General features: G+C 75.9%; 23 protein-coding genes. 11 read left to right on the forward strand and 12 right to left on the reverse strand.

From position 1 onward, the window contains the following. Positions 1–27 precede the first annotated feature (27 nt). Positions 28–1,974: a PAS domain S-box protein gene (locus ACIQPQ_RS10050; protein ID WP_401302185.1), complete on the forward strand. Its 1,947-nt coding sequence runs from the start codon at positions 28–30 to the stop codon at positions 1,972–1,974. A 9-nt stretch (positions 1,975–1,983) separates the two neighbouring features. Here ACIQPQ_RS10050 and ACIQPQ_RS10055 read toward each other — a convergent pair whose 3' ends face one another. The 3 genes from ACIQPQ_RS10055 to ACIQPQ_RS10065 form a co-directional block, all read right to left on the reverse strand. Then, positions 1,984–2,985, reverse strand: coding sequence for a RimK family alpha-L-glutamate ligase (locus tag ACIQPQ_RS10055; protein WP_401302188.1), 1,002 nt, complete (start codon positions 2,983–2,985; stop codon positions 1,984–1,986). Positions 2,986–3,284: 299 nt separating this feature from the next. Further along, a complete protein-coding gene (locus ACIQPQ_RS10060; protein WP_401302191.1) occupies positions 3,285–5,669 on the reverse strand; it encodes a phosphoketolase in 2,385 nt (794 codons plus the stop codon). A 290-nt stretch (positions 5,670–5,959) separates the two neighbouring features. Next, positions 5,960–6,409, reverse strand: coding sequence for an RpiB/LacA/LacB family sugar-phosphate isomerase (locus ACIQPQ_RS10065; protein WP_401302193.1), 450 nt, complete (start codon positions 6,407–6,409; stop codon positions 5,960–5,962). An 80-nt stretch (positions 6,410–6,489) separates the two neighbouring features. On the opposite strand from ACIQPQ_RS10065, the gene ACIQPQ_RS10070 reads away from it, so the two are divergent. Next, a complete protein-coding gene (locus ACIQPQ_RS10070; protein ID WP_401302196.1) occupies positions 6,490–7,011 on the forward strand; it encodes an SMI1/KNR4 family protein in 522 nt (173 codons plus the stop codon). A gap of 58 nt (positions 7,012–7,069) precedes the next feature. Here ACIQPQ_RS10070 and ACIQPQ_RS10075 read toward each other — a convergent pair whose 3' ends face one another. Next, on the reverse strand, positions 7,070–8,788 hold the full coding sequence (locus ACIQPQ_RS10075; protein ID WP_401302198.1) for a GAF domain-containing protein: 1,719 nt from the start codon (positions 8,786–8,788) through the stop codon (positions 7,070–7,072). Between the two features lie 223 nt (positions 8,789–9,011). Continuing rightward, entirely contained in the window at positions 9,012–9,809 is a 798-nt protein-coding gene (locus ACIQPQ_RS10080; RefSeq protein WP_401302200.1) for a response regulator, read from the reverse strand. Positions 9,810–10,041: 232 nt separating this feature from the next. On the opposite strand from ACIQPQ_RS10080, the gene ACIQPQ_RS10085 reads away from it, so the two are divergent. The 5 genes from ACIQPQ_RS10085 (at position 10,042) to ACIQPQ_RS10105 (ending at position 14,254) form a co-directional block, all read left to right on the forward strand. Then, on the forward strand, positions 10,042–10,512 hold the full coding sequence (locus ACIQPQ_RS10085) for a pyridoxamine 5'-phosphate oxidase family protein (RefSeq protein ID WP_401302203.1): 471 nt from the start codon (positions 10,042–10,044) through the stop codon (positions 10,510–10,512). 99 nt (positions 10,513–10,611) lie between these two features. Continuing rightward, a complete protein-coding gene (locus tag ACIQPQ_RS10090) occupies positions 10,612–11,076 on the forward strand; it encodes a Crp/Fnr family transcriptional regulator (RefSeq protein WP_383777525.1) in 465 nt (154 codons plus the stop codon). A gap of 163 nt (positions 11,077–11,239) precedes the next feature. After that, positions 11,240–11,797 carry an EF-hand domain-containing protein gene (locus ACIQPQ_RS10095; protein ID WP_401302206.1) on the forward strand — a complete coding sequence of 186 codons (558 nt, stop codon included), beginning with the start codon at positions 11,240–11,242 and terminating at the stop codon, positions 11,795–11,797. An 89-nt stretch (positions 11,798–11,886) separates the two neighbouring features. Continuing rightward, positions 11,887–12,606, forward strand: a complete 720-nt coding sequence (locus tag ACIQPQ_RS10100; RefSeq protein WP_401302209.1) for a TenA family transcriptional regulator — start codon at positions 11,887–11,889, stop codon at positions 12,604–12,606. Between the two features lie 253 nt (positions 12,607–12,859). Further along, positions 12,860–14,254, forward strand: a complete 1,395-nt coding sequence (locus ACIQPQ_RS10105) for a Tat pathway signal sequence domain protein (protein WP_401302211.1) — start codon at positions 12,860–12,862, stop codon at positions 14,252–14,254. 68 nt (positions 14,255–14,322) lie between these two features. On the opposite strand, the gene ACIQPQ_RS10110 is transcribed toward ACIQPQ_RS10105, so the two are convergent. Then, positions 14,323–14,820, reverse strand: a complete 498-nt coding sequence (locus tag ACIQPQ_RS10110) for a hypothetical protein (protein WP_401302214.1) — start codon at positions 14,818–14,820, stop codon at positions 14,323–14,325. Positions 14,821–14,992: 172 nt separating this feature from the next. Between ACIQPQ_RS10110 and ACIQPQ_RS10115 the strand changes: the two genes are divergently transcribed. Continuing rightward, positions 14,993–15,739 carry a phosphotransferase family protein gene (locus ACIQPQ_RS10115; RefSeq protein ID WP_401302216.1) on the forward strand — a complete coding sequence of 249 codons (747 nt, stop codon included), beginning with the start codon at positions 14,993–14,995 and terminating at the stop codon, positions 15,737–15,739. A gap of 27 nt (positions 15,740–15,766) precedes the next feature. On the opposite strand, the gene ACIQPQ_RS10120 is transcribed toward ACIQPQ_RS10115, so the two are convergent. Continuing rightward, the gene (locus ACIQPQ_RS10120; protein WP_401302219.1) at positions 15,767–16,705 is read right to left on the reverse strand and encodes a M56 family metallopeptidase; all 939 of its coding nucleotides are present in this window, start codon (positions 16,703–16,705) and stop codon (positions 15,767–15,769) included. Between the two features lie 6 nt (positions 16,706–16,711). After that, entirely contained in the window at positions 16,712–17,158 is a 447-nt protein-coding gene (locus ACIQPQ_RS10125; protein WP_401302221.1) for a BlaI/MecI/CopY family transcriptional regulator, read from the reverse strand. A gap of 227 nt (positions 17,159–17,385) precedes the next feature. On the opposite strand from ACIQPQ_RS10125, the gene ACIQPQ_RS10130 reads away from it, so the two are divergent. Both ACIQPQ_RS10130 and ACIQPQ_RS10135 read left to right on the forward strand, forming a co-directional pair. After that, positions 17,386–18,117, forward strand: coding sequence for a hypothetical protein (locus ACIQPQ_RS10130; protein ID WP_401302224.1), 732 nt, complete (start codon positions 17,386–17,388; stop codon positions 18,115–18,117). After that, positions 18,078–18,818 (forward strand): DUF1775 domain-containing protein, encoded by a 741-nt coding sequence (locus tag ACIQPQ_RS10135; protein WP_401302227.1) that lies wholly within the window; start codon positions 18,078–18,080, stop codon positions 18,816–18,818. Before ACIQPQ_RS10130 ends, ACIQPQ_RS10135 begins: the two co-directional genes overlap by 40 nt. 47 nt (positions 18,819–18,865) lie before the next feature. On the opposite strand, the gene ACIQPQ_RS10140 is transcribed toward ACIQPQ_RS10135, so the two are convergent. Then, positions 18,866–19,225 carry an ArsR/SmtB family transcription factor gene (locus ACIQPQ_RS10140; protein ID WP_383781461.1) on the reverse strand — a complete coding sequence of 120 codons (360 nt, stop codon included), beginning with the start codon at positions 19,223–19,225 and terminating at the stop codon, positions 18,866–18,868. Between the two features lie 160 nt (positions 19,226–19,385). Between ACIQPQ_RS10140 and ACIQPQ_RS10145 the strand changes: the two genes are divergently transcribed. Beyond that, on the forward strand, positions 19,386–20,714 hold the full coding sequence (locus ACIQPQ_RS10145; protein ID WP_401302230.1) for an MFS transporter: 1,329 nt from the start codon (positions 19,386–19,388) through the stop codon (positions 20,712–20,714). Positions 20,715–20,761: 47 nt separating this feature from the next. On the opposite strand, the gene ACIQPQ_RS10150 is transcribed toward ACIQPQ_RS10145, so the two are convergent. From ACIQPQ_RS10150 to ACIQPQ_RS10160, 3 genes are read right to left on the reverse strand one after another with little or no spacing between them, the layout of a single operon-like run. Further along, positions 20,762–21,448 (reverse strand): ABC transporter ATP-binding protein, encoded by a 687-nt coding sequence (locus ACIQPQ_RS10150; protein WP_401302233.1) that lies wholly within the window; start codon positions 21,446–21,448, stop codon positions 20,762–20,764. Next, on the reverse strand, positions 21,441–22,556 hold the full coding sequence (locus ACIQPQ_RS10155; RefSeq protein WP_401302236.1) for an ABC transporter ATP-binding protein: 1,116 nt from the start codon (positions 22,554–22,556) through the stop codon (positions 21,441–21,443). Before ACIQPQ_RS10155 ends, ACIQPQ_RS10150 begins: the two co-directional genes overlap by 8 nt. Continuing rightward, positions 22,553–23,443 carry an ABC transporter permease gene (locus ACIQPQ_RS10160; RefSeq protein ID WP_401302239.1) on the reverse strand — a complete coding sequence of 297 codons (891 nt, stop codon included), beginning with the start codon at positions 23,441–23,443 and terminating at the stop codon, positions 22,553–22,555. Before ACIQPQ_RS10160 ends, ACIQPQ_RS10155 begins: the two co-directional genes overlap by 4 nt. Positions 23,444–23,448: the final 5 nt, after the last annotated feature.

The following is a 23,448-nucleotide window of genomic DNA, read 5'->3' on the forward strand; positions in this document are numbered from 1 at the left end:
TATTCGTCGCGCGAGCCGAGGTGGAACATGGCCGATCTGGTGCAGGTGGAACCGGCGGTACGACCCCGCCGCGGCAGCCACGTCGCTCCGCCCGCCGCGTCCGGGAGCACCCCGGGCGGGGCGGAGGAGCGGTTCCGGGGGCTGCTGGAGGCGGCCCCGGACGCGATGGTCATCGTGGACGACCGGGGCACCATCCGGCTGGTGAACGCCCAGACGGAGGCGCTGTTCGGCTACGGCCGCGAGGAACTCCTCGGCCGCCCGGTGGAGTTGCTGATGCCGCACCGCTTCCGCGACCAGCACACGGACCACCGCGGCGGCTACGCGGCCAACCGTCAGGTCCGGCCGATGGGCGCCGGTCTCGAACTGCGCGGGCTGCGCAAGGACGGCACCGAGTTCCCGGTCGAGATCAGCCTCAGCCCGCTGGAGACCACGGACGGCCTGCTGGTGTCGGCGGCCGTCCGCGACGTCTCCGAGCGCAAGGCCGCCGAGGCCCGTATCAACGAGCTGGCCGCGCTCGTGGAGTCCTCGCAGGACGCGATCCTCGCCCACACCCTCGACGGCTACGTCACCTACTGGAACGCGGCCGCCCAGCGGCTGTACGGCTGGACCGCCGAGGAGGCCATCGGACGGCACGTGTCGATGCTCGCCCCGCCGGAACTGCGCGGCGAGGTGAAGGGGCTGCTGAAACGGCTGCGGCGGGGCCGCAAGGTCGAGCACTTCGAGACGCTGCGGGTGACCCGCTCGGGCGGGCTGCTCGACGTGGACGTGACGCTGTGGCCGACCCGCGACACCCAGGGCACGGTCGTCGGGGCGTGCGCGATCGTGCGGGACATCAGCGACCGCAAGCGGGCCGAGGCCGAACTGACCGCGCTCTACGAGCAGCAGCGGCACATCGCGCTCACCCTCCAGCGCAGCCTGATGGGCACCCCGCCCGACCTGCCCTCGCTGGCCACGGCGAGCCGCTACCGGCCCGCCACCCAGGGCGCCGGGGTGGGCGGCGACTGGTTCGACCTGGTGCCGCTGGGCGCCGACCGGGTGGGGGTGCTGATAGGCGATGTGATGGGCCGCGGGCTGGAGGCGGCGGCCGTGATGGGGCAGCTGCGGTCGGCGGCGCACGCGCTGGCGAAGACCGGGATGCAGCCCCGTCAGCTGATGCGGGCGCTCGACACCTGCGTCGCCGACCTCGACGTCCCCGACCAGCTGGTCACCTGCTGCTATCTGGTGATCGCCCCGGACACGGGCACGGTCACCATCTGCTCGGCGGGCCATCTCCCGGTCCTGATCGCCGGGGCGGGCGAGGGCGTCCGGCCGCTGGACTGCCCGGTGAACGCGCCGCTCGGGGTGGGCGACGTGCTGTACGAGCAGTCCAGCGCGGAGATAGCGCCGGGGGCCACGCTGGTGCTCTACACGGACGGGCTGATCGAGACGCCGGGCAGTGACATCGAGCTGCGGATCGGTGAACTCACCGAGCTGCTGGAGAAGTTGTTCTCGGGATCGACAGGTCTGGAGGCGGCGGCCGACCAGGTCCTGGCGGGGCTGCTGCCCGACCCGGAGAGCCACAACGACGACGTGACCCTGCTGCTGGCGCAGCTCCCTGCGCCCCCGCTGGCGGCGGTCACCACGGTCCTGGACGCCGTACCCGCCTCGGTGCGCGCGGGGCGGACCTTCCTGAGCGAGACGCTGGCCGCGTGGCAGTGCGCGGACCGCGCCGACGACGCCCTGCTGCTGCTGTCGGAGACGCTCACCAACGCCGTGGTGCACGCCGAGGGCCCGGTCGACGTCCATCTGCACCGCACGGCCACCGACCTCACCGTGGAGGTCGGCGACCGCAGCCCGCGGGTGCCGCAGCCGCGCCCGGCGGCCGAGGAGGAGGAGTCCGGGCGCGGTCTGCTGCTGGTGCGGGCCCTGTCCGACAGCTGGGGGGTGCGGCCGACGGACGAGGGCAAGACCACCTGGTTCACGCTGCGGCTGTGACGGCCCGGGTCAGGCGAGGGCGGTGAAGTCCCGCTCCACGCGCGGGTCTTCGCGCCGTCGTCCGTCGTCCGCGGCGCGGGTCCGGGCGTACGCGTCGAGGTGCGCCCGCACGTACGGCACGGCGACGGTCTCCACCTCCCCCGGCACGAACGCGGGCTGCACGTTCACCTCGAAGACGACGCCGCCGTGCTCCACGGCCAGGTCCACCCCGGCGAAGGGCAGGCCCACCGAGGCGGTCGCGGCGACGGCGAGCGCGGCGAGCCGGGGGTCGAGGTCGGCCGGGGCGATGGGGACCGGGGTGGCGCCCTGGCAGGTGTTGCAGGGGGTGTCCGGGGCGGGCTGCAGGTGCTCGCGGGCGTGCACGACCCGGTCGCCGAGGACGAAGACCCGGAACTGGTGGCGGCGGCCGTCGGCGGTGAAGTTGCCCGCGTCGCGGGAGAGCATCCAGTCGCTGCCGTGCGCCGCGTAGTAGACGCGGGCCGCCTCCACCTGGTCCGGGGTGGTGACGTGGAAGGTGTCGCTGCCCCCGGTGCCGACGACCGGCCGGGCCCAGGTGTCGCCGCCGAGCCGGGCGAGGGTGTCGGCGGCCTCGCGGGCCGTGGGTCCGGACAGGACGGCCGTCTCCATCTGGGCGACGCCGTCGCGGCGGAACCGCTCCACGGTGAGGTTCTTCTCGGTGGCGGTGCGCCAGGCGTCGGGGCCGGTGCCGAGGGTGACCACGTCGTGGAGTTCGAGGACGTCCTGGAACGCGGCCAGGGCACGCCTGCGGTGCGGCGGGATCTCGTACAGGACGACGATGTCGGGGACGACGTCGATCCGCTCCCCGGGCACCGTCAGGCGTAAGCGTCCGCCGTCGCCGACCGCGAGGCCGGTGCCGCCGGACGCGAAGTGGCGGGCGTCGATCCGGACCGGCGGGGCGCCGGTGAGCAGGTCCACGGCCTCGGCGAGATACTCCCGGCAGCCCTCGGGGGACGTCGGATCGGCGATCAGGGCGATGCACGGTCGGGACACAGCGGCCTCCTGGGGCTCTCGACGCGCGCGGCCCGCGGGCACCCTGGGGCTCACGGCCGTACGGCGTCACGGGGGTGGTGCCTGTCGCGCGCCCGGCCCGGCGGCCCGCGCGGGGCTCGCCCACCGGGTCCGCGCCGCGGGGCGGGCCGTCCACTGTAGGCAGGCGGCGCACGACGTGACAGGGCGCACGGCGGCCCGGCTCCTGCCCCGGCCCCTGCGCCGTCCGCACCACCCGTGCGCCCCGCCCCAGCCCCGATTTCCCGGTCCCGCCCCGTTTCCCGGGTCCCGCGGCGGTGCGGTCAGCCCTGCCAGGTCCAGTCGGCCACCTCGGGCAGGTCGGTGCCGTGGACGCGGATCCAGTCGTGGTGGCGCAGCCGCGCGTCCTCCATCCGCTGCCGTACGGCCGCCGCGCGCACCGCGAGGCCGGGCACGCGGTCGATGACGTCCATGACGAGGCGGTAGCGGTCGAGGTCGTTGCGGACGACCATGTCGAACGGGGTGGTCGTGGTGCCGATCTCCTTGTAGCCGCGGACGTGCAGGTTCCGGTGACCGGTGCGGCGGTAGGCGAGGCGGTGGATGAGCCACGGGTAGCCGTGGTAGGCGAAGATGACGGGCCGGTCGGCGGTGAACAGGCCGTCGTACTCGAAGTCGCCCATGCCGTGCGGGTGTTCCTCGCTGGGCAGCAGGCGGGCGATGTCGACGACGTTGACGACCCGGACGGCCAGCTCGGGCAGGTGACGGCGGATCAGCTGGGCGGCGGCCAGGACCTCCTGGGTGGGGACGTCGCCCGCGCAGGCGAGGACGACGTCCGGTTCGCGGTCGCCGGTCTCGGTGCCCGCCCAGTCCCAGATCCCGGCGCCGCGGGCGCAGTGGGCGCGGGCCTGGTCGATGGTCAGCCAGTCGAAGCAGGGCTGCTTCCCGGCCACGACGACGTTGACGTAGTCGCGGCTGCGCAGGACGTGGTCGGCGACCGACAGCAGGGTGTTGGTGTCCGGCGGGAAGTAGACGCGGACCGCCTCGGGGCTCTTGTTGAGGATGTGGTCGACGAAGCCGGGGTCCTGGTGGGAGAAGCCGTTGTGGTCCTGGCGCCAGACGTGCGACGTGAGCAGGTAGTTGAGAGAGGCGACGGGGGCGCGCCAGGGCAGCCGCCGGGTGGTGCGCAGCCACTTGATGTGCTGGTTGACCATCGAGTCGACGATGTGGACGAACGCCTCGTAGCAGGAGAACAGTCCGTGGCGGCCGGTGAGGAGGTAGCCCTCCAGCCAGCCCTGGCAGGTGTGTTCGGAGAGGATCTCCATCACCCGGCCGTGCCGGTCGAGGTGTTCGTCGACCTGGAGGGTCTGGGCCTGCCAGGCCTTGCCGGTGGCGCCGTAGACGGTCTGGAGCCGGTTGGAGGCGGTCTCGTCGGGGCCCACCAGGCGGAAGTCGCGCCGGTCGGCGGTCGCGTGCATCACGTCCTCCAGCAACTCGCCCAGCACGTGGGTGGGTTCGTGGAGGGTGGTGCCGGGCTTGTCGACGGCGACGGCGTAGGTGTCGAGGTCGGGCAGGGGCAGACTGCGCAGCAGGAGACCGCCGTTGGCGTGCGGGGTGGCGCCGAGGCGGCGGGTGCCGTCGGGGACCCAGGTGAGCACGTCGTGGCGGGGGGCGCCGGTCGCGTCGAAGAGTTCCTCGGGCCGGTAGGAGCGCAGCCACGCCTCCAGTTGGCGCAGGTGCTCGGGGTTGTCGCGGACGCCGGACAGCGGCACCTGGTGGGCGCGCCAGGTGCCTTCCACGGACAGTCCGTCGACGTGGGCGGGACCGGTCCAGCCCTTGGGGGTGCGCAGCACGATCACCGGCCAGCGGGGGCGCTCGCGGGCGCCGTCCTCGCGGGCGGCGCGCTGGAACGCGGCGATGCGGTCCAGGGCGGTGTCCATCGCCTCGGCCATGGCGCGGTGGACGGCGGCCGGGTCGCTGCCGGTGACGTGGATCGGGTCGTGGCCGTAGCCGCGCAGCAGGTCGTCCAGTTCCGGTTCGGGGACGCGGGCCAGCACCGTGGGGTTGGCGATCTTGTAGCCGTTGAGGTGCAGGATCGGCAGGACGGCGCCGTCGTGGACGGGGTCGAGGAACTTGTTGGAGTGCCAGGACGCGGCGAGCGGTCCGGTCTCGGCCTCGCCGTCGCCGATGACGCAGGCGACGGTCAGGCCGGGGTTGTCGTAGGCGGCGCCGTAGGCGTGGGAGAGGGCGTAGCCGAGTTCGCCGCCCTCGTGGATGGAGCCGGGGGTCTCGGGCGCGACGTGGCTGGGGATGCCGCCGGGGAACGAGAACTGCTTGAAGAGGCGGGCCATGCCGTCCGCGTCGCGGGTGACGTCGGGGTAGGTCTCGGTGTACGAGCCCTCCAGCCAGGAGTTGGCGACGACCGCGGGACCGCCGTGGCCGGGGCCCCACACGCAGAGGGCGTCGAGGTCGCGTTCGCGGACGACGCGGTTGAGGTGGGTGTAGACGAGGTTGAGGCCGGGCGAGGTGCCCCAGTGGCCGAGCAGGCGCGGCTTGACGTGCTCGGGGCGCAGCGGCTCGGTGAGAAGGGGGTTGGCCATGAGGTAGATCTGGCCGACGGACAGGTAGTTCGCGGCGCGCCAGTGGGCGTCCAACGTCCTCAGCTCGTCGTCGGTGAGGGGGGTGGACACCTGCTGGGGGTCGACGGACATCTGCGGTCCCTTCCGGTTCGGTGGCGGCGGGGGTGCGTGCCGGGGTGGGCGGGGGTGCGTGCCGGTCCGTGTCTCCACCCTCTCCCGGCGACCCGGTACCCGCCAGGGCCGACCGGCCCCGTCCGGACGCGCGGAACCCGCCCGGACGGGGTTGCGGGACACCCGTACGGCCGATCCCGCGCCACCGTCCCGAACGTACGATCCCGCTCGTCCACGCGGACCGCCCCGCCCGACCGGTCCGCCCCGCGTCTCCGGCGGGTGCAGCGGTCCGTGAGGCCGGTCCGGTCCGGTCAGGCGTCCGTGCGGCCGATCCGGTCCACGTGGGCGATGTTCTCCCGGTCCTCGGCGTCCTCGCTGGGTCCGGCGGCGAACCAGGCGTCGAGGATCTCGCGCAGCAGCGGTCCGGAGGTGAGGCGCAGGCCGAGGGCGAGGACGTTGGCGTCGTTCCAGCGGCGGGCGCCGTCGGCGGTGTAGGCGTCGGTGCACAGGGCGGCGCGGACGCCGGGGACCTTGTTCGCGGCGAGGGCGGCGCCGGTCCCGGTCCAGCAGCAGACCACGGCCTGCTCGGCGGTCCCGTCGGCGACGTCGCGGGCCGCCGCCTCGGAGCAGACCGCCCAGCGCGGGTCGGCGCCGGGGGCGAGGGCGCCGTACGCGGTGACGTCGTGGCCGCGCTCGCGCAGTTCGGTGACGAGGGCGCGGGCGACGGGTTCGTCCATGTCGGAGGAGACGGAGATACGCATGCCCGGAGCCTACTGAGCCGGGGCCGGGCCGGAAGGGGGCCACCGGGGGCGCTGTCGGTGCCCGGCGCTACTGTGCGGCCATGACGGAGACGATCACCGACGACCGGCGCTTCCCGCCCGCCCTCGCCGACCTGGCCGAGGTCGCCCTGTCCTACGAGGACGGGATCGACTTCGAGCCGTACGAGGCGTTCGACGCGCCGGAGGAGACCACCGACTGGATCCGCTCGTGGACGGGGAACGACACCCTGGACGGCGGCGCGTACCGCGTGTTCGGGCAGGACGGCACGGGCGGGCTGGCCGCGCTGTGGTGCGTGCGGCCGGGGCTGCCGCTCGCCGCGCAGCCGGTGGTGTTCCTCGGCTCGGAGGGGGAGTGCGGGGCGGTCGCCGGGAACCTGTCGGACTTCCTGTGGGTGCTCGCGGAGGGGGCGGGCCCCAAGGAGGTCGTCGAGTATCCGGGCCTCGACACCCGCCCGCACGCCGCGCTCACCGCGCTGGCCGAGCGGCACGCCGGCACGCCCCGGCGTCCGGCGGCGGAGATCGTCGCGGAGGCGGGCCGGGAGTTCGCCACGTTCCGGGACGACCTGTACGCGCTGTGCCGCTGAGCCCCGCCGGGCCGACCACGGGGCCATGCGTGCCGCGGGGCCCCGGACCGCCTGAAGTTCAGTCCCGGCCGGGCAGCGGGACGTGCCACACCAGGCGGGTCCCGCCGCCGTCCGGGACCTCGGACTCCAGCGCGCCGCCGCGCTGTTCGGCGCGTTCGGCCAGATTGCGCAGGCCGCTGCGGCGGCCCCCGGCCGGAAGGCCCACGCCGTCGTCGGTGACCGTCAGCCGCACCTGACGGCCGTCGGTCTCCAGGACGACGTCGGCGCGGTGCGCGTGGGCGTGCCGGGCGACGTTGGCGAGGGCCTCGGAGAGGACGGCGACCACGTCGTCGGCGATCGGGGCGGGCACCTCGGTGTCGAGCAGGCCCTCCATGCGCAGGCCGGGCGGGTGCCCGAGCAGGGGGGCCGCCTCCCCCGCCACCCGCACCGCGCGCGCCCGCAGCCCCGACCCGCCGCCGCCGTCGCGGGTGCGGAGTCCGAAGATGGTCGACCGGATGATCTTGATGGTCTCGTCGAGGTCGTCCACCGCGCGGGCGACCCGGTCCGCGGCCTGCGGGTGGTCGATGAACCGGCCCGCGCTCTGGAGGGTCATGCCGGTGGCGAACAGCCGCTGGATGGCGAGGTCGTGCAGGTCGCGGGCGATGCGGTCACGGTCCTGGAGCATGGCCAGCTGCTCGGCGTCGCGGCGCCGTTCCGCCAGTTCCAGCGCGACGGCGGCCTGCGCGGCGAACCCCTGGAGCGGCTCGGTCTCCTTCACCGGGAACACCGGCCGCCCGGCCCGCCGCACCAGCAGCAGGACGCCCCGCCCGCCCTCGCCGGTCCCGAACGGGACGGCGACGGCGGGCCCGAGCCCGGTGAGGTCCTGGTCCGCGCCGGGCGCCCCCGCCTCCCGGGTCAGGTCGGCGGTGACGACGGGCGCGCCCGCGGCGAGGGCGCGCGCGGGCAGACCGGAGCCGGGCGGCAGCACCAGCCCCCGGTGCTTCGCCGCGCCCTCCCCGACGGCGTGTTCGACCGTGAGCGTGTCGGAGTCCTCGGCCGGTGTGGCGACCAGGGCGAGCGCGGCGCCGGTGATCTCCCGGGCCCGCTCCGCGATCAGCGCGAGCGCCTCGTCGCGCCGCCCGCCGGACAGCAGCCCGTGGGTGATCTCGGCGGTGGCCCGCAGCCAGCGTTCCCGCAGCCGGGACTCCTCGTACAGCCGGGCGTTGTCGATGGCGACACCGGCCGCGACGGCGAGGGTGGCGAGGACCGACTCGTCCTCCTCGTCGAAGTCGGCGCCGCCCCGCTTCTCGGTCAGGTAGAGGTTGCCGAAGACCTGGTCGCGGACCCGGATCGGGACGCCGAGGAACGTGTGCATCGGCGGGTGGTGGGGCGGGAAGCCGTACGACGCCGGGTGCTCGGAGAGTTCCGGCAGCCGCAGCGGGGCGGGGTGGCGGATCAGCTCGCCGAGGATGCCGTGGCCCTGCGGGTAGGCGCCGATGCGGGCGATCTCCGCCTCGCCGACACCGACCGTGTGGAACGCCGACAGCCGGGCGCCGTCGGCGCCGATGACGCCGAGGGCCGCGTAGCGGGCGTCGACCAGGGTGGCGGCGGCCTCCAGGATGCCGTTGAGGACCTGTTCGAGGTCGAGTTCCCGGCCGACCGAGAGGACCGCCTCCAGCAGGCTGTGCACCCGGTCGCGGGTGCCGCGGGCCGCGTCGAGCCGGGCCTGCACTTCCGCCAGCAGCTCGTCGAGCCGCAGCTGCGGCAGGCGCACACGCGGCTCGTCCGGTCTTCCCACCGGTCCTCCAGGTCCGTCCCGTCGCGGTACGCCGACGGCCCACCGCCGCCCGGGTCCTCGTCGCTTGTCACGGTAGCGGTTCGCCGGGCCGCCGACCGGGGAGTCCGCCCGAGCGGGGGCGGCGGGCAGGGACACCGGTCCCGGCGTGGCGGCGCCGCGTCCGACGGGACCGGCCGGGGCACGGGGCCACCGTCTCCGTCGCCCCGGCGCAGGGGGGCTCGGCTCAGCCGACGCCGGGCCCCTGCCCCTGCCGGTCCCGTGCGCGGGTGGCGAGCACGGCGGCCTGGACGCGGCGTTCCACGCCCAGCTTGGCGAGCAGCCGGGAGATGTGGTTCTTCACGGTCTTCTCGGCGAGGTAGAGCCGCTGCCCGATCTGCCGGTTGGTCAGGCCCTCGCCGACGAGGGCGAGGATCTCCCGCTCGCGCTCGGTGAGCGCGGGCAGCCCGTCCGCCCCGGACGGCGCCCCGGCGCGGGCCCCGGCGGAGGACGGCGGCCCCGGTGCCGCGCCTGTCGGCCGCGCGGGGTCCTCGCCGCGCAGCCGCGCCATCAGGCGGGCGGCGGCGCTCGGGTCGAGCAGGGAGCGGCCCGCGGCGACCGTGCGGACGGCGGAGACGAGGTCGGAGCCCTGGATCTGCTTGAGGACGTAGCCGGAGGCGCCCGCCATGATCGAATCGAGCAGCGCCTCCTCGTCGTCGAACGAGGTCAGCATGAGACACGCCAGGTCCGGCAGCCGCGACCGCAGCTCCCGGCAGACGCTCACGCCGTCGCCGTCGGGCAGCCGTACGTCGAGCACGGCGACGTGGGGGCGCGCGGCGGGCACCCGGGCGAGCGCCTCCCGTACGGTGCCCGCCTCGCCGACCACGGTGATGTCCGGCTCGTCGTCCAGCAGGTCGCGCACCCCGCGCCGGACCACCTCGTGGTCGTCCAGCAGGAAGACCCGGACCGGGCCGCCGTCACCGGCCCGCCCGTCGGCCGCACCCGCCCACGCCTCCCGCGCGCCGGGCCGCTCGCCCTCGGTCATCGGTGACTCCCTCTCCGTACGGACTCCGCCACCTCGCCGTACGGGGTCCGGTACCGATCCTTCTCCGTTCCGGGAAGGACGGCCAGGGCCGAACGGCCCCGGCCGCCGACCGGCGCGGGATCGGGGCCGTTCGGCCCTGGCAGGCGGCCCGCCGGAGCGTTCCCATGGCCTGACCACGGACGGCGGACCGGGACACCGGTCCCGCCCCAGCCCCCGACCTCTGGGAAGCGCCATGCCTCTCGACGCCCCCCGCCCCCCGGTGCCCCGCACCGCTTCCTCCGCCTCTCCCGGCCCGCGCCGGAGCGTCGCGCTCGACGGCGCGGAGGCCCTGCGGCTGCTGGGCAGCGTCTCGCTGGGCCGGGTCGTCTTCACCCGGCACGCGCTGCCCACCGTCCGCCCCGTGAACCACGTCCTCGACGGCGGCGACATCGTCATCCGCACCCACGAGGGAGGCGCCCTCACCTCCCGCGCGGCGGCGGGCGGGGAGGAGGGCGTCGTGGTGGCGTACGAGGCCGACGCCATCGACCCGGACACCCACCTCGGGTGGAGCGTCGTCGTCACGGGTTACGCCCACCGGGTGACGGACCGGCGCGAGCTGGAGCGCTACCGGGCGCTGCTGCACCCGTGGGTGGAGCAGGCGGCGGACTACGCGATCCGTATCCGCCCCGACCTGATCACCGGCATCCGGCTCACCGCCGCCTGAGGACCGGTCGGCGCGCCCGCCGGGGCCGGACGGCCCTGTACGGCGGGCGGCGCGCGGCGGGAGGCTGGAAGCACCCCGGCGCACCCCTTGGAGGCCGCGATGCACACGACCCTCGCCCCCACCCTGCCGCGCGGCCTGCCCGCCGCCCACCGCGGCCGACTGATGGAACTCGCCCACGAGGTCAACATCCCGCAGGGCACCCGCCTGTTCGAGGAGGGCGCCCGCGCCGACCGGTTCTGGGTCGTGCGCAGCGGCAGCGTCGCCGTCGACGTCCGGGTGCCCGGCCGCCGCCCGCCGGTCGTCGAGACCCTCGGCTTCGGCGACCTGGTCGGCTGGTCCTGGCTGTTCGAGCCGTACGTGTGGCACCAGGGCGCGGAGGCCGTGACGCCGGTACGCGCCCACGTGTTCGACGCGGTCGCCGTCCGGCGGCTGTGCGCCGAGGACCCGGCCTTCGGGCAGGCCGTGGAGCACTGGGTCGGCCGGGTCCTGGCCCACCGCCTCCAGGCCACCCGCACCCGCCTCCTCGACCTCTTCGCCCCGTACGGGAGCGGGACCGCGGTGTGAGGCGCGGTCCGCGAAGGCGCACCCACACGAACGGGTGACAGGACTTCGCCGCCGGTCCGCGGCGAGCGCGACGCTGCCACGCTGAGCCGGCGGACGCCCCGCTCGCGCGACGGAGCGACGGGTACGGACGGGTCCGCCCCGCACGATGGGTCGAGGTCCTCGCATGCCGGAGCAGTCCCTCATCCACCGCAAGGCCGCGCACTACTGCACCGTGTTCCGCAACGAACGCGACGGGTGGGTCGGCGAGACCGACGTCCACCGCTGGGCGGACCGCACCACCCGGGTGTTCGGGCTGGCACCGGGAACCGCCCCCGCCGACGCGCTGCGGCGGTCGCTCCTGGAGTACTGGCGGAGACTGTTCGTCCCCATGGACGCGGACGGGGACGGCGTCGTGTCGCGCGAGGAGTTCCTGGCCGGGTTCGTCAGCCTGGCGGACCGGCCGGACGACTACGCGCGGATCGTCACGCCGTCCGCGAAGGTCTTCGTGGCCACCGCCGACACCGACGGGGACGGCGCACTCGACAGGTCCGAGTTCGCGCGTCTGTTCCAGTCCTCGTTCGCGCTGAGCGACGAGGACATCGACGGGTCGTTCGCCGATCTCGACACCGACGGCTCGGGCTCCCTCTCGACCGACGAACTGCGAGCGGCCATCCGCGTGTTCCACAGCAGCACCGACCCCCACGACCGGGGCCACCGCCTCCTCGGGGACCCGGGCCTGTGACCGGCTGGGAGCCGCACCACGCGCTCCCGCCGCCCGGCACCCCGCCCCGGGCCCGCCCCGCCGGTGACAGCACGCCAGGAGAGACGATCGTGACCACCCTTCCGCGTACCACCGGGGCGCCGCTGGTGACGGCACGCGCAGAGCACGCCGTGGCCCGGGCCGGCGTCCTCACCAACCCGTACTTCCGCACGCTGGCGGACGGAACGATGTCCTTGGCGGACTTCCGTGCGAGCCAGGAGCAACTGGGTTTCGCCGTCACCTGCTTCGCCCGCCCGATGGCCGCCCTGTCCTCCCGGATCGAGCATCCCGCGCACCGGGTGGGCATCCTGGGCGACGTCGTGGAGGAGCACGGGGGGTTCCGGCCCCAGGAGTTCCACCACGAGACCTTCCGCCGCTTCCTGGCCGGTATCGGCAGCGAGCCCGCACGGCTGGACGAGCTGACGATGATCCCGGCCGTCCACGCCTACAACAGCGTGCTGAGCGCGGTGTGCACGCTGGAGGACCCGCAGGTGGGCATCGCCTGCATGGGCGCGATCGAGTACGCGTTCGCCTCGGTGTCGGCCCTCACCGGCAACCCGGCCGTCGACCGCGGCTGGGTGGCCCGCGCCGACCTGACCCACTACGGTCTCCACGCCGACCTCGACGAACAGCACGCGGAGGACTTCTTCCTCCTGCTGGAACCCCACTACGCCTCCCCCGCCGCGCGCCGCAGGATCGACCAGGGCCTCGGCCTGGGCGCGTACGTGCTGAACCGCCTCTACAGCGACCTGTCCGACCTGGGCGGCCCGCGGGCGGAGTCGGCGTCGTAGCCGACCGCCGCGCCTGAGCCCGCCGCCCGGAGCCGGCCGGCCCGGCCGCGACCCCGTCGACCGGCAACAGCCGCTCGTGTCGCAGGCGTTGACCAGGCCGGGGCGGAACAGCAGAATGAGCCGCGCACCTGAGAGCGCTCTCAAGGCTTCCTTTCAGTTTGGGAGCGCTCCCATATGTCGCGTCGGGTCGGTTCCGCACTCCGGCGTTCAGTCGTTCACCCGCACTCCACTCCCGCACATTCCAAGGAGACCCATGACCGGCAGCAGCCAAGGTCGGGCGTTCAGCCGTCGCGCGCTCATCGGGACCGGACTCGGCGTCGGCGCCGCCGCGGTCGTCGGCGCGGGCTCGGGCGCGGCCCACGCGTCCTCCCGGCCGTACCGCCCCCAGGCCTCCCCGGAACGCCGGGCCTTCGCCTTCACCACCGCCGCCATGGACGCCTACCCGGTGAACGAGGGCGTCCGGCTGGCCCAGAGCTACACCGACCAGTCGGGCCTGTTCAGCACCGCCTTCACCTACGACAACGCCCTCGCCGTCCTCGCCGCGCTCGCCGTCGGCACCGGCGAGGGCCGCTCCAGAGCCGTGGCCCTGGGCGACGCCCTGCTGTACGCGCAGGCCAACGACCCGGCGCACGACGACGGGCGGCTGCGGCAGGCGTACAACGTCGGCCCGTACACCTTCTACGACGGCTTGCTCCAGCCCGACGGCTTCGTCCGCGCCGACGGCACCGCCAACGTGGGCACGCAGTTCGGCTTCACGGGGACGGCCGTCGGCGACATGGCCTGGGCGGGCATCGCGCTGTCGGCGCTGGCCCGCGACACCGGCCGCCGCCGCTTCCTGACCGGGGCCGTGCGCATCGGGGAGTGGATCGAGCGCAACGGCCGGACGGACGAGCCGCTCGGCGGCTACAAGTTCGGCGTCGACGGGGCGAACAAGCCGCTGCCGTTCACCTCGACCGAGCACAACACCGACCTGGTCTGCCTGTTCGGCAGGCTCGCCCGGCTCACCGGGGACCGGGTGTGGCGGGAGCGGCGGGCGCGCGCGGTGGCCTTCCTGGAGAAGGTGTGGGAGCCCGACGGCGGCTTCTTCTACACGGGCACCAACGACGGTGTCACGGTGAACCGTTCACCGATCCCCGAGGACACCCAGACCTGGACGCACCTCGCCCTCGACTCCCGCCGGCACTCCCGCTCGCTGGACTGGGCGGCGGCCCACCTCGCGGTACGGGACACCGCCGACCGGCCCAACAGCACCGTCCCGGCGGGGCAGTCGTACGACGGCGTCACGTTCAGCTCGGCGAGCCTGCTGGCGAACGAGGACGCGCCGATCGCCGACGGCCAGCCGAAGCCGGACCGCAACGGCGTCTGGTTCGAGGGCACCGCACACCTCGCGCTCTCCTTCCGCGACCGGGACGGCCGGGGCGACGCGACCCGCGCCCGGCGGCTCCTCGACTCCATCGAGCGCGCGCAGGACCGGCTCGGCGGCGGGCAGACCCTCGGCGGGACGCCCGTCCGGGACGGCTCCGGCGTGGTCTCCGCGAGCAGCCCCATCGACACCGGGTTCGGCTTCGGCTACTACCCCTACCGGCACCTCGGGGCCACCGCCTGGTACCTGCTGGCGGCGACCCGGACGAATCCGCTGCGCGCCTGAACGGCGCGGGCGGCGGCCGCTGTTGGGGCAGCGGGACCCGCTGACGGCGGGCGCGGTGGCGCGTGCCGTCAGCGGGGCGGGTCCGACGGGGCTCCGCCCGGGTCCCCGCCGATGCGCTTCAACTCCTTGATCTCGCCGCCCAGTCGGGGACGGAACCGCTCCAGCAGGTCCGTCTTTCCGCTGACCACCCAGCGGGTGCCGACGAGATAGGTGCCGCCGTACACGGCGGCGGAGTCCAGCCAGGTCTCCTTGAACCGCTCCTCCGGGAACGTGGTGATCAGGTAGCCGGTGTCGCCGGTGCGGCAGGCGCCCTGGCGCAGTTCGTCGGCGTCGATCCGGATGTCGGCGGTGCAGCCGGTGAGGCCGGCGATCACCTCGACCTTGGCGGGGGCCACTACGCCGGCGGCGGGCGCGGCGGACATCTTCGCGGGGTCGCCGTCCGCGCCCGTCGACCGGTTCCTGTCGTCGGAGGTGCCGCAGGCGGCCGTGGCCGTGGCAAGGAGGGCTGCGGCCGCGACGAGGGGCAGGGCGCGAGGGCGGGGTGGGCGGCGGGGGTGCGGGGACACGTGCCTCTCCGTGGTCGGGGTGTGGGCTCCGCCCGGTCCGGGGAGGGGAGGAGCGGGCGGGCGTCTGTGTACGGGGGTACGGGTGGGTGGGGGGTGGTGTTCAAACGCGGGCTCGCCCCGGACGGGCTGAATTCAGCGGCCGGGGTCGTCGGTGCCTGGGTAGTTTTCGTTCATGGATGAGGTCGAAGTCGTCGTCGCGCACTCCGAGCGGGCCACGGTGCGGGTCGGGGACATGTTCCTGAAGGTGGACGGCGATCCGGGGCGGCTCGACGCGGAGGCCGCGGTGATGGGGGTCGTACCGGTTCCGACGCCTTGGGTGCTGTGGCGGAAGCCGCATGTGCTCGCGGTCGCCGCGCTGGCGGGGGCGCCGCTCGGGCGGCTCGGCGGGGCGTCGACGGCGTCCGCGGCGGGGTGGGCCGCGGCGGGGGCCGCGATCAGGGCGTTGCACGACGCGCCGCCGCCCGCCCGGACCGGCGGGGCGGGCCGGAGCACCGACGCGCTGAGGGCGGAACTCGACGACGAGTGCGCCGCGCTGGTGGCGGGCGGGCTGCTGCCCGCCGACCTGGTGGCGCGGAACCGGGAGGTTGCCGAGGCCGCGCTGCGGCCGTGGAAACCGGCGTTCACCCACGGCGACCTCCAGATCGCGCACGTCTTCCTCGACGGCGACGAGGTCACCGGGATCATCGACTGGTCCGAGGCGGGCCGGGGTGACGCGCTGTACGACCTCGCCACCTTCACGCTCGGACACGAGGAACGCCTCGGCGCCCTCCTCGCCGGGTACGGCGGCGACGTCGACCTCGACGTGGTCCGGGGGTGGTGGTCGTTGCGGAGTCTGCTGATCGTGCGCTGGCTCGCCGGGCACGGCTTCGACCCGTTCGCGCCGGGCTGCGAGGTCGACGTGCTGAGGGCCCGGATGTGAACGGACCTGCCGCGCCCTCGGGTTGGGTCAGAGCGGGGTCGCCGCGTGCAGGATCAGGACCATCGTCACCGCCGAGTTCGCCGACGACATCGCGGAGACCGCCGTACCGGCCGCCGCCGTCCACGCGGCGACCCCGACGGCGGTGAACACGGAGGGCCAGGCCCGGTGGGCGGCCGGTGCGGGGCGCAGCAGGGCCTCGACCCGGCGCGGGACGGGACCGGCGGCGGCGAGGCCCGCGAGGGTGGGGGCCGGGGTGCCGTGCCCGGCGAGGGCCGCCTTGCCGATGGCGCGGGCCACGACCCGGCGGTCGCCGACGGCGCGGGCCGCGTCCTCGTCCGCCCAGCGTTCCGTGGTGTAGGCGACGGCCGTGCCGAGGGGGCGCAGGAAGGGGTTGGCGCGGGCGGCGAGCCGCGTCACCAGAAGAAAGCGGTGGTGGCGGGCCGTCAGGTGGGCTCGCTCGTGGGCGAAGAGGGCCCGGCGCTCGGCGGGGCGCAGGCCCGCGAGCAGGGCGGTGGTGACGACGATGCGGTCGCGTCCGGCGCCGCCGGGGAGGGCGTAGGCGTAGGGCGTGGGGTCGGGCAGGACCGCGACCTCGGTGCCGGGCAGCCCGGCGAGGGCGCGGTGGGCGCGGCGGCGGACCCGGCGGTGCCGCCACAGGGTGCGGGCGCAGACCGCCGCCACCAGCAGCAGCGCGGGGATGGCGGCGCGTCCGGCCACCTCGTCGTAGGGGACGGCGGCCCGGACTTCGGGGTCGGACCAGCCGTCGGGCAGCGGGTTGCCGGGGAGCTGGGCGGTGCCGACCACCATCAGCAGGCCGAGGCAGACCGTGCTGCACAGGGCCATCACGCCCGCGACGGCGGTGAGCAGCCGGGTCGCGGCGCGCGGGTGGAGGTGCTGTTCGGCGAGGCGGGCGATCGGCCACGCCGTCAGCGGCAGCACCAGCGGGAGGAAGACGAAAACCCCCATGCGGTCTCAGTCTTTCCTCTCGGCGCCGTCGGAGCCGTCGGGGTCGGACCCGCCGATGCCGGACCCGTGGGGGTCGGATTCGTCCTTCGCGCGGCCGAGGAGGTCGCGCAGGAGGCGTTCGTCGTCGGGTGCGAGGGAGGTGACGAAGCTGGCGAGGACCGCCTCGCGGTCGCTCTCGCCGTCCAGGAGGCGGCGCATGCGGTGAGCGGCGAGTCCGGCCTCGTCGGAGACCGGGGTCCAGGCGAAGGAGCGCCCGGCGCGTTCCCGCGTCACGGCTCCCTTGGCGAGCAGCCGGGTCAGGATGGTGATGACCGTGGTGTAGGCGAGGTCGCCGCCGAGGCGTTCCTGCACCCAGCCGGCGGTGGCGGGGGCGTCCGCCTCCCGCAGGGCGGACAGCACCTGCACCTCCAGTTCGCCCTGTCCCCGTCGCCGGGGCCGCCGGTCCTCCGTCACGCCCTGTCTCCTCTCCGCCGCCCCGCGCGCCCGCCGCTACGGGCACCGTGAGCGCCCCATCGTACGGAGGTGGCGCGGCCGGGCGTGCCGCGGCCGATTTCCGGACCGGTCTGTCGCCGGGCCGGGCGATGCCGCATGATGAGCGGGCCATGCCGCCGCCCCTCCCCCGCAGCCGAACCGCCCCGACGGCCCGACCGGTCCGACGTGCCCGGTCCCGGCCGGTTCCCGTGTCCGCCGCGCCGCCCCTGCCCGCCGCGCGGGCCGCGGTGTTCGCGGTCGTCGGCACGGTCCTCGGGATCGGCGCCCACCGGTTGCTCGCGGAGCGGCCGGTGCCGTGGGCGCAGGGCGCGGTCGCGGCGGCGGTGATGTTCGCGGTGGGGCTGGCCGGGGTGCGCCGGCCGCGCGGTCTGGTGACGGTCGCGGCGTGGAGCGTGCTGGCCCAGTCGGGGCTGCACCTGTGGCTGTCGCACACCGGCCGCGCCGCACCGCCCCCCGCCGTCGCGCACGCCGCGCACGGGCACGGTGTCCACGACGTCCACGCCGCCTGGTACGAGCGGCTGCACGACTCCCTCGCGATGACGGCGGCGCACGCCGTGGTCGCCGCCCTCGTCGCCGTCCTCCTGCACCGCGCCGACGGCGTGTGCTGGGCGCTGGCCCGGGGGACGACGGCCGCGCTCGACGCCGTACGGGGTCTGCTGGTCCGGCGGCCGGTGCGCCCGGCCGGGCCGGAGCCCGCGACCGCGGCCGTCGGGGCGGCGGGGCGGGACGACCGGCTTCCCGGCCACGGGGCGCCGCTGGCGCACGCGTTGGTGCGGCGGGGTCCGCCGACGGGGTCCGCACCCGTCGTCCGACCCCCTCGGGGCGCCCGTCCGGCCCAGCCGACGGGTGGCCCCGCACACCCACGTGCCTGGAGTGACCCATGTCCCGCATCACCCTGCCGCGCGGCGCGCGGCGTCTGACCGTCGCCGCCACCGCCGCGGCGGCCGTCCTGCTGGCCGCCGTACCGGCCGCCGCCCACGTCGAGGTCGAGGCCAAGGGGGCGCAGGCCCTCGCCGAGAACGTCGAACTCACCTTCACCGCCGAGTCGGAGTCCGCCACCGCAGGCATCACCGAACTGCGCATCGTGCTCCCGGAGGGCATCACACCCGCCGACGTGGCGTACGGGACCGGCCCCGAGGGCTGGTCGCTCACCGCCACCGCCGACGGCTACTCGGTGAAGGGCCCGGCCGTGAAGGTCGGGGAGAACGCCGAACACTCCATCGTCGTACGGCAGTTGCCCGACGCCAAGGAGCTGGTGTTCAAGACGCTCCAGACGTACAGCGACGGGAAGGTCGACCGCTGGATCGAGCTGGCCGAGAAGGGCGGCGACGGGCACGGACACGGGCACGGCAACGAGGCGCCCGTCCTGAAGCTGAAGGCCGCCGCCCCCGGCGCGCAGAGCGTCAGCCCCACCCCGAGCGCGCCGCCCACCCCGTCCGCCGAGCCCACCCCGAGCACGGAGAAGACGCCGGTCGACGCCACCGCGCAGGCCGCCGACACCGGGAAGGACGACGACGGCGGGCTGTCGGGCGGCGCCTGGGCGGGCATCGTCGCCGCCGTCCTGGCCGTGGTCGCGGCCGCGGTGCTGCTCGTCCGGCGCCGGGGCTCCGCCCAGGCGTAGTCCCGCCCCGCACCGGTCGTCGGCGCGACGACGGCACGCCCCGCCGGTCAGCCGTGCGGGGCGTGCCCGCTCACCCGGTGGTCGGCGTGGCTCAGCGCCTCCAGGACCAGGCGCCGCAGGTGGCCGTCGCTGAGCCGGTAGTGGACGTGCCGCCCCTCGCGGCGGGTGTCGACCAGCCCGGCGAGCCGCAGCTTGCCGAGGTGCTGGCTGACCGCCGTGCGGGAGGCGCCGCAGCGCCCGGTGAGCGAGCCGACGTCCGACTCCCCCTGGGCCAGCAGCCAGAGCAGGTGCAGCCGGGTCGGGTCGGCCAGCATCGCGAACACCCCGGTGGCCTCGGCGAGCCGCGCCCCGTCGGGGTCCCGCAGATGCACATCGGACGCAGGTGGGAGGGGCTGGCTCTCGGGCATGGGGCCAGCCTAGGGCCAGGGCGGTCGCCGGGCGGGGAAAGGCCGGTTCATCATGTGCGCAGATGCGCACATGATGACTACACTCGGCGGTCGACACCAGCCCGTCCGGCCGGTCCCCCGGTCCGCGCCGCCACGGGAGCCTCCCCCCGGAGCCGCCCGCATGCTCACCGTCCTGCGCCACCGCGTCTACCGCCGCCTGCTCACCGCCCAGGTCGTGGCCCTGACCGGCACCGGGCTGGCCACCGTGGCGCTCGCGCTGCTCGCGTACGACCTCGCGGGCGCCGACGCGGGGTCGGTGCTCGGCACCACGCTCGCGCTCAAGATGGTGGCCTACCTGGTGATCGCGCCGTTCGCGGGCGCGCTGCCCGCCCGGGTGCCGCGCCGGGTGCTGCTGGTGGCCGCCGACCTCACCCGGGCCACCGTCGCCCTGCTGCTCCCCTTCGTGGACCAGGTCTGGCATGTGTACGTCCTGGTCGTCCTGCTCCAGTCCGCCTCCGCCGTCTTCACGCCGGTCTTCCAGGCCGCGCTGCCGGACGTCCTGCCCGACGAGCGGGACTACACCCGGGCGCTGTCGCTGTCCCGGCTCGCCTACGACCTGGAGAGCCTGCTCTCCCCCGCGCTGGCGGCGGCCCTGCTCACCGTCCTGGCGCCCGCCCGGCTCTTCACCGGCACCGCGCTGGGCTTCCTGGCCTCGGCGGCCCTCGTCCTGGCCACCCCGCTCCCCCGCCCCGCCGACCCCACGGACCGCGGCGGCACCCTCGCCCGGACCGGGGCGGGCCTGCGCCTGTTCCGCGCCGACCCCCGGCTGCGCGCCCTGCTCGCGCTGAACCTCGCGGTGGCCGCGGCGGGCGCGCTGGTGACCGTCGACACCGTCGTCTACGTACGGGAGTTCCTCGGTCTGCCCGCCGGGGCGCTGCCGCTCGCGCTCGGCGCGTACGGGGCCGGGTCGATGGCCGTGGCGCTGGCGCTGCCGCGTGTCCTGGAGCGGTCGGACGACCGGACGGTGATGCTGCGCGGCGGGCTCCTGACGGCCGCCCTGTTCGGGGCGCTCGGCGTCCTCACGGGCGCGGGCGGGGCGGGCCCGTGGGCGCTGCCGGGCCTGCTCGCCGTGTGGGCGGGCTTCGGGGCCGCCTGCGCGCTGGTGCTGACCCCGGCCGGTCGGGTGGTGCGGCGGGCGGCGCCCGCGCGCGACCGGACGGCGGTGTTCGCGGCCCAGTTCTCCCTGTCGCACGGCTGCTGGCTGCTGACCTATCCGCTGGCGGGCTGGACCGCGTCCACGGGCGGTCTCGGCCGGACGGCGGCCGTCCTCGGCGTCCTCGCCCTGGTGGCGGCGGTGGGGGCGGTGCGGCTGTGGCCCGCGCCCGGCGCGCACACCCACGCGGACCTGCCCGCCGGGCACCCGCACCTGGCGGACGCCCGCCGCGTCCCGTCCGGCTGGCGGCACCGCCACGGCCCGGTCGTCGCCGACGGGCTGCCCGCCCACCCGTGAGCCGTCGCCGTACGCCCGCGCCGCGCCCGTCCCGGCGGCCCTCCCCGTCAGCCGACCGGCTGCTTGCGGGCCGTGTCCGGTCCGACGACCGTCTCCCAGTCCACGACCCGGTCGCACCAGCGGGTCAGCAGGACCCGGTCGTGGCCCACGGCGAGCAGGGCGGCGCCGGTCCTGGCGCGGTACTCCTCGACGACACCGACCAGAGCGGCCGTGGTGGAGGCGTCGAGCATGGCGGTCATCTCGTCGCAGACGAGACGGCTCGGGCGCAGCACCAGGGCACGGGCCAGGCAGGCGCGTTGGAGCTGGCCGTCGCTGACCTCGTGCGGGCGGCGGGCCAGCAGATCGGGGGTGAGGCCGACGTCGGCGGCGAGTTCCGCGACCCGGTCGGCGGCCTCGGCGCGGCGGCCGGTGGCGCGCAGGGGCTCCGCGATCAGGTCGGCGAGGCGCAGCCGGGGGTCGGCGGAGAGCCGGGGCTGCTGGAAGACCACGCCGAACGTGGTGCGTTGCTCGCGGGGCGCGCGGTGGCGCCAGTGCCGGACCGGGCGGCCGTCGAGGAGGAGGGTGCCGGAGTCGGGGCGGTGCAGGAGGGCGGCGACCCGGGCGAGGGTCGACTTGCCGCAACCGCTGGGGCCGAGCAGGCCGACGGCCTCGCCGGGGGCGACGGTGAGCGTGGCGTCGCGGACGGCGGGGGCGCGGCGGTCGTATCCGGCGGTGACGGACCGGAGTTCAAGCACGGGCGTCCTCCGTGACGTGCGGGTGGTGGCAGGCGACGGGGTCGCCCTGTCGGGGCAGGGGCGGCTGGACGGCGCAGGCGTCGGTGCGGCGGTCGCAGCGCGCGGCGAAGGCGCAGCCCTCGGGGAGGGCGCCGAGTTCGGGCGGCAGGCCGGGGACGGGGACGAAGGCCCGCTCGGGCAGGGCGTCCAACAGGCCCCGGCTGTAGGGGTGACGGGGGCCGCGTCCGCCGAAGAAGGCGTCGGCGTCGGCGAGTTCGACGATGCGGCCCGCGTACATGACGGCGATCCGGTCGGCGACGCGACGCGCCGCGGCCAGGTCGTGGGTGATCATCAGCAGCGCGCGGCCGGGACCGTCGCCGTCGTCGCCCGTGCCGCCGTGGTCGACGTGGCGGCGGAGTTCGTCGACGGTGCGGTCCACGAGGTCGCGGTCGAGGCCGGTGGTGGGTTCGTCGGCGAGGAGCAGCGGGGCGTCGCCGACCAGGGCGAGGGCGGTGGCGGCGCGTTGGGCGAGGCCGCCGGAGAGCTGGTGCGGGTACCGGTCGAGGTGGTCGGGCGGGAACGCGGCCCGCTCGGCGGCGGCCACGGCCGCGTCCCGTACGGCGGCCCTGCCGCGTACCTCGGTCAGCGCGGCCACGGTCTCCTGGAGGTGGGCGCGGACGGTGCGGACCGGGGTGAGGTGGGCGGCGGGGCTCTGCGGGACGAGGCCGATGACGCGGCCGCGGACCGTGCGGGCGAGGACGTGTTCGTCGGCGCCGATCAGGTCGAGGCCGCCGACGTGGGCCGTGCCGGTGGTGCGCGCGTTGCCGGGGAGCAGGCCCAGCAGGGCGGAGGCGAGGACGGACTTGCCGCAGCCGCTCTCCCCGATCAGGGCCAGGCACTCCCCGGGCGCCACGTCGAAGTGGGCGTCGGTGACGGCGGCGACGTGCCGCCCGCCCGGCATGAGGAAGCGCACCGTCAGGCCGCGCACCGACAGCACGGGCGCGTCCCCCTCGGGCGCGGCGGCGGACGGCCCGGCGGCGGACGGCCGGGGTGCGGGGGGCCGAGGGGCAGACGGTCGGGGTGCGGGGGGCCGGGCGTCGGAGGGGCGCTCGGCGGGGCGCTCGGTCACAGCATCAGCTCCGATCGGCGGCGGGGGTTGATCCGCTCCCGCCAGACCCCGGCGAGCCCGGCGACGGCGAGGGTCGGGACGATGAGGAAGAGTCCGGGGAAGAGCGTCGGCCACCACTGCCCGGCGAGCAGGGAGCCGCGGGCGCTCTGGATGAGGGTGCCGAGGCTCGCGGTGTGGGTGGGCAGGCCGAGGCCGAGGAAGGACAGCGCCGACTCGTGCCACATGGCGTGCGGGACCATCAGGACGGCCGCGAGCCCGGCCTGGGGCAGCACACCGGGCAGCAGGTGCCGTACGGTCACCCGCCACCGGGAGGCGCCGCCGGAGACGGCCGCGTCGACGAACGGGCGGGCCCGCAGGGAGAGCACCTCGGCGCGGACGATGCGCGCGGTCGACAGCCAGTGGGTGAGGGCGACCGAGACGATCACCGGCCACACGCCGGGCCGGAACATCGCGACGATGAAGATGCCGAGCAGCAGGTGCGGCACCGAGGAGAAGGTGTCGACGAGCCGCATGACGACCCGGTCCACCCAGCCGCCGAAGGCGCCCGCGGTGGCGCCGACGGCCGTGCCGAGGACGGTCGTGGTGAGCGCGGCGGCCACCCCGACGAGCAGGGAGACGCGCAGGCCGTACACGCAGCGCAGCAGCAGGTCGCGGCCGACGTCGTCGGTGCCGAACGGGTGGGCCGGGCTCGGCGGGCGCAGCTTCGCCGCGAGGTCGACGGCCTGCTGGTCGAGCTGGACCAGGGGCGGCACGAGCAGCACGGCGAGCACGGTCACCGCGACGAGGGCGATCGAGACGCGGGCCCGCAGGGCGTGGGTGGAGCGGCGCGCCGTGCCGGGGGCCCGGCGTCGGGGGGCGGGGGCCTTGTGCGGCGCGGCGTCAGCCATGGGGA

It is taken from the genome of Streptomyces sp. NPDC091281 (genome assembly GCF_044757425.1).
Lineage (GTDB): Bacteria > Actinomycetota > Actinomycetes > Streptomycetales > Streptomycetaceae > Streptomyces.

What these genes read in the sequence shown, in the direction of transcription:
- ACIQPQ_RS10050 (WP_401302185.1), top strand. Translation starts at nt 28, where the DNA reads ATGGCCGATCTGGTGCAGGTGGAACCGGCGGTACGACCCCGCCGCGGC.
- ACIQPQ_RS10060 (WP_401302191.1), bottom strand. Translation starts at nt 5,669, where the DNA reads ATGTCCGTCGACCCCCAGCAGGTGTCCACCCCCCTCACCGACGACGAG.
- ACIQPQ_RS10065 (WP_401302193.1), bottom strand. Translation starts at nt 6,409, where the DNA reads ATGCGTATCTCCGTCTCCTCCGACATGGACGAACCCGTCGCCCGCGCC.
- ACIQPQ_RS10070 (WP_401302196.1), top strand. Translation starts at nt 6,490, where the DNA reads ATGACGGAGACGATCACCGACGACCGGCGCTTCCCGCCCGCCCTCGCC.
- ACIQPQ_RS10080 (WP_401302200.1), bottom strand. Translation starts at nt 9,809, where the DNA reads ATGACCGAGGGCGAGCGGCCCGGCGCGCGGGAGGCGTGGGCGGGTGCG.
- ACIQPQ_RS10085 (WP_401302203.1), top strand. Translation starts at nt 10,042, where the DNA reads ATGCCTCTCGACGCCCCCCGCCCCCCGGTGCCCCGCACCGCTTCCTCC.
- ACIQPQ_RS10090 (WP_383777525.1), top strand. Translation starts at nt 10,612, where the DNA reads ATGCACACGACCCTCGCCCCCACCCTGCCGCGCGGCCTGCCCGCCGCC.
- ACIQPQ_RS10095 (WP_401302206.1), top strand. Translation starts at nt 11,240, where the DNA reads ATGCCGGAGCAGTCCCTCATCCACCGCAAGGCCGCGCACTACTGCACC.
- ACIQPQ_RS10105 (WP_401302211.1), top strand. Translation starts at nt 12,860, where the DNA reads ATGACCGGCAGCAGCCAAGGTCGGGCGTTCAGCCGTCGCGCGCTCATC.
- ACIQPQ_RS10115 (WP_401302216.1), top strand. Translation starts at nt 14,993, where the DNA reads ATGGATGAGGTCGAAGTCGTCGTCGCGCACTCCGAGCGGGCCACGGTG.
- ACIQPQ_RS10120 (WP_401302219.1), bottom strand. Translation starts at nt 16,705, where the DNA reads ATGGGGGTTTTCGTCTTCCTCCCGCTGGTGCTGCCGCTGACGGCGTGG.
- ACIQPQ_RS10135 (WP_401302227.1), top strand. Translation starts at nt 18,078, where the DNA reads ATGTCCCGCATCACCCTGCCGCGCGGCGCGCGGCGTCTGACCGTCGCC.
- ACIQPQ_RS10140 (WP_383781461.1), bottom strand. Translation starts at nt 19,225, where the DNA reads ATGCCCGAGAGCCAGCCCCTCCCACCTGCGTCCGATGTGCATCTGCGG.
- ACIQPQ_RS10145 (WP_401302230.1), top strand. Translation starts at nt 19,386, where the DNA reads ATGCTCACCGTCCTGCGCCACCGCGTCTACCGCCGCCTGCTCACCGCC.
- ACIQPQ_RS10160 (WP_401302239.1), bottom strand. Translation starts at nt 23,443, where the DNA reads ATGGCTGACGCCGCGCCGCACAAGGCCCCCGCCCCCCGACGCCGGGCC.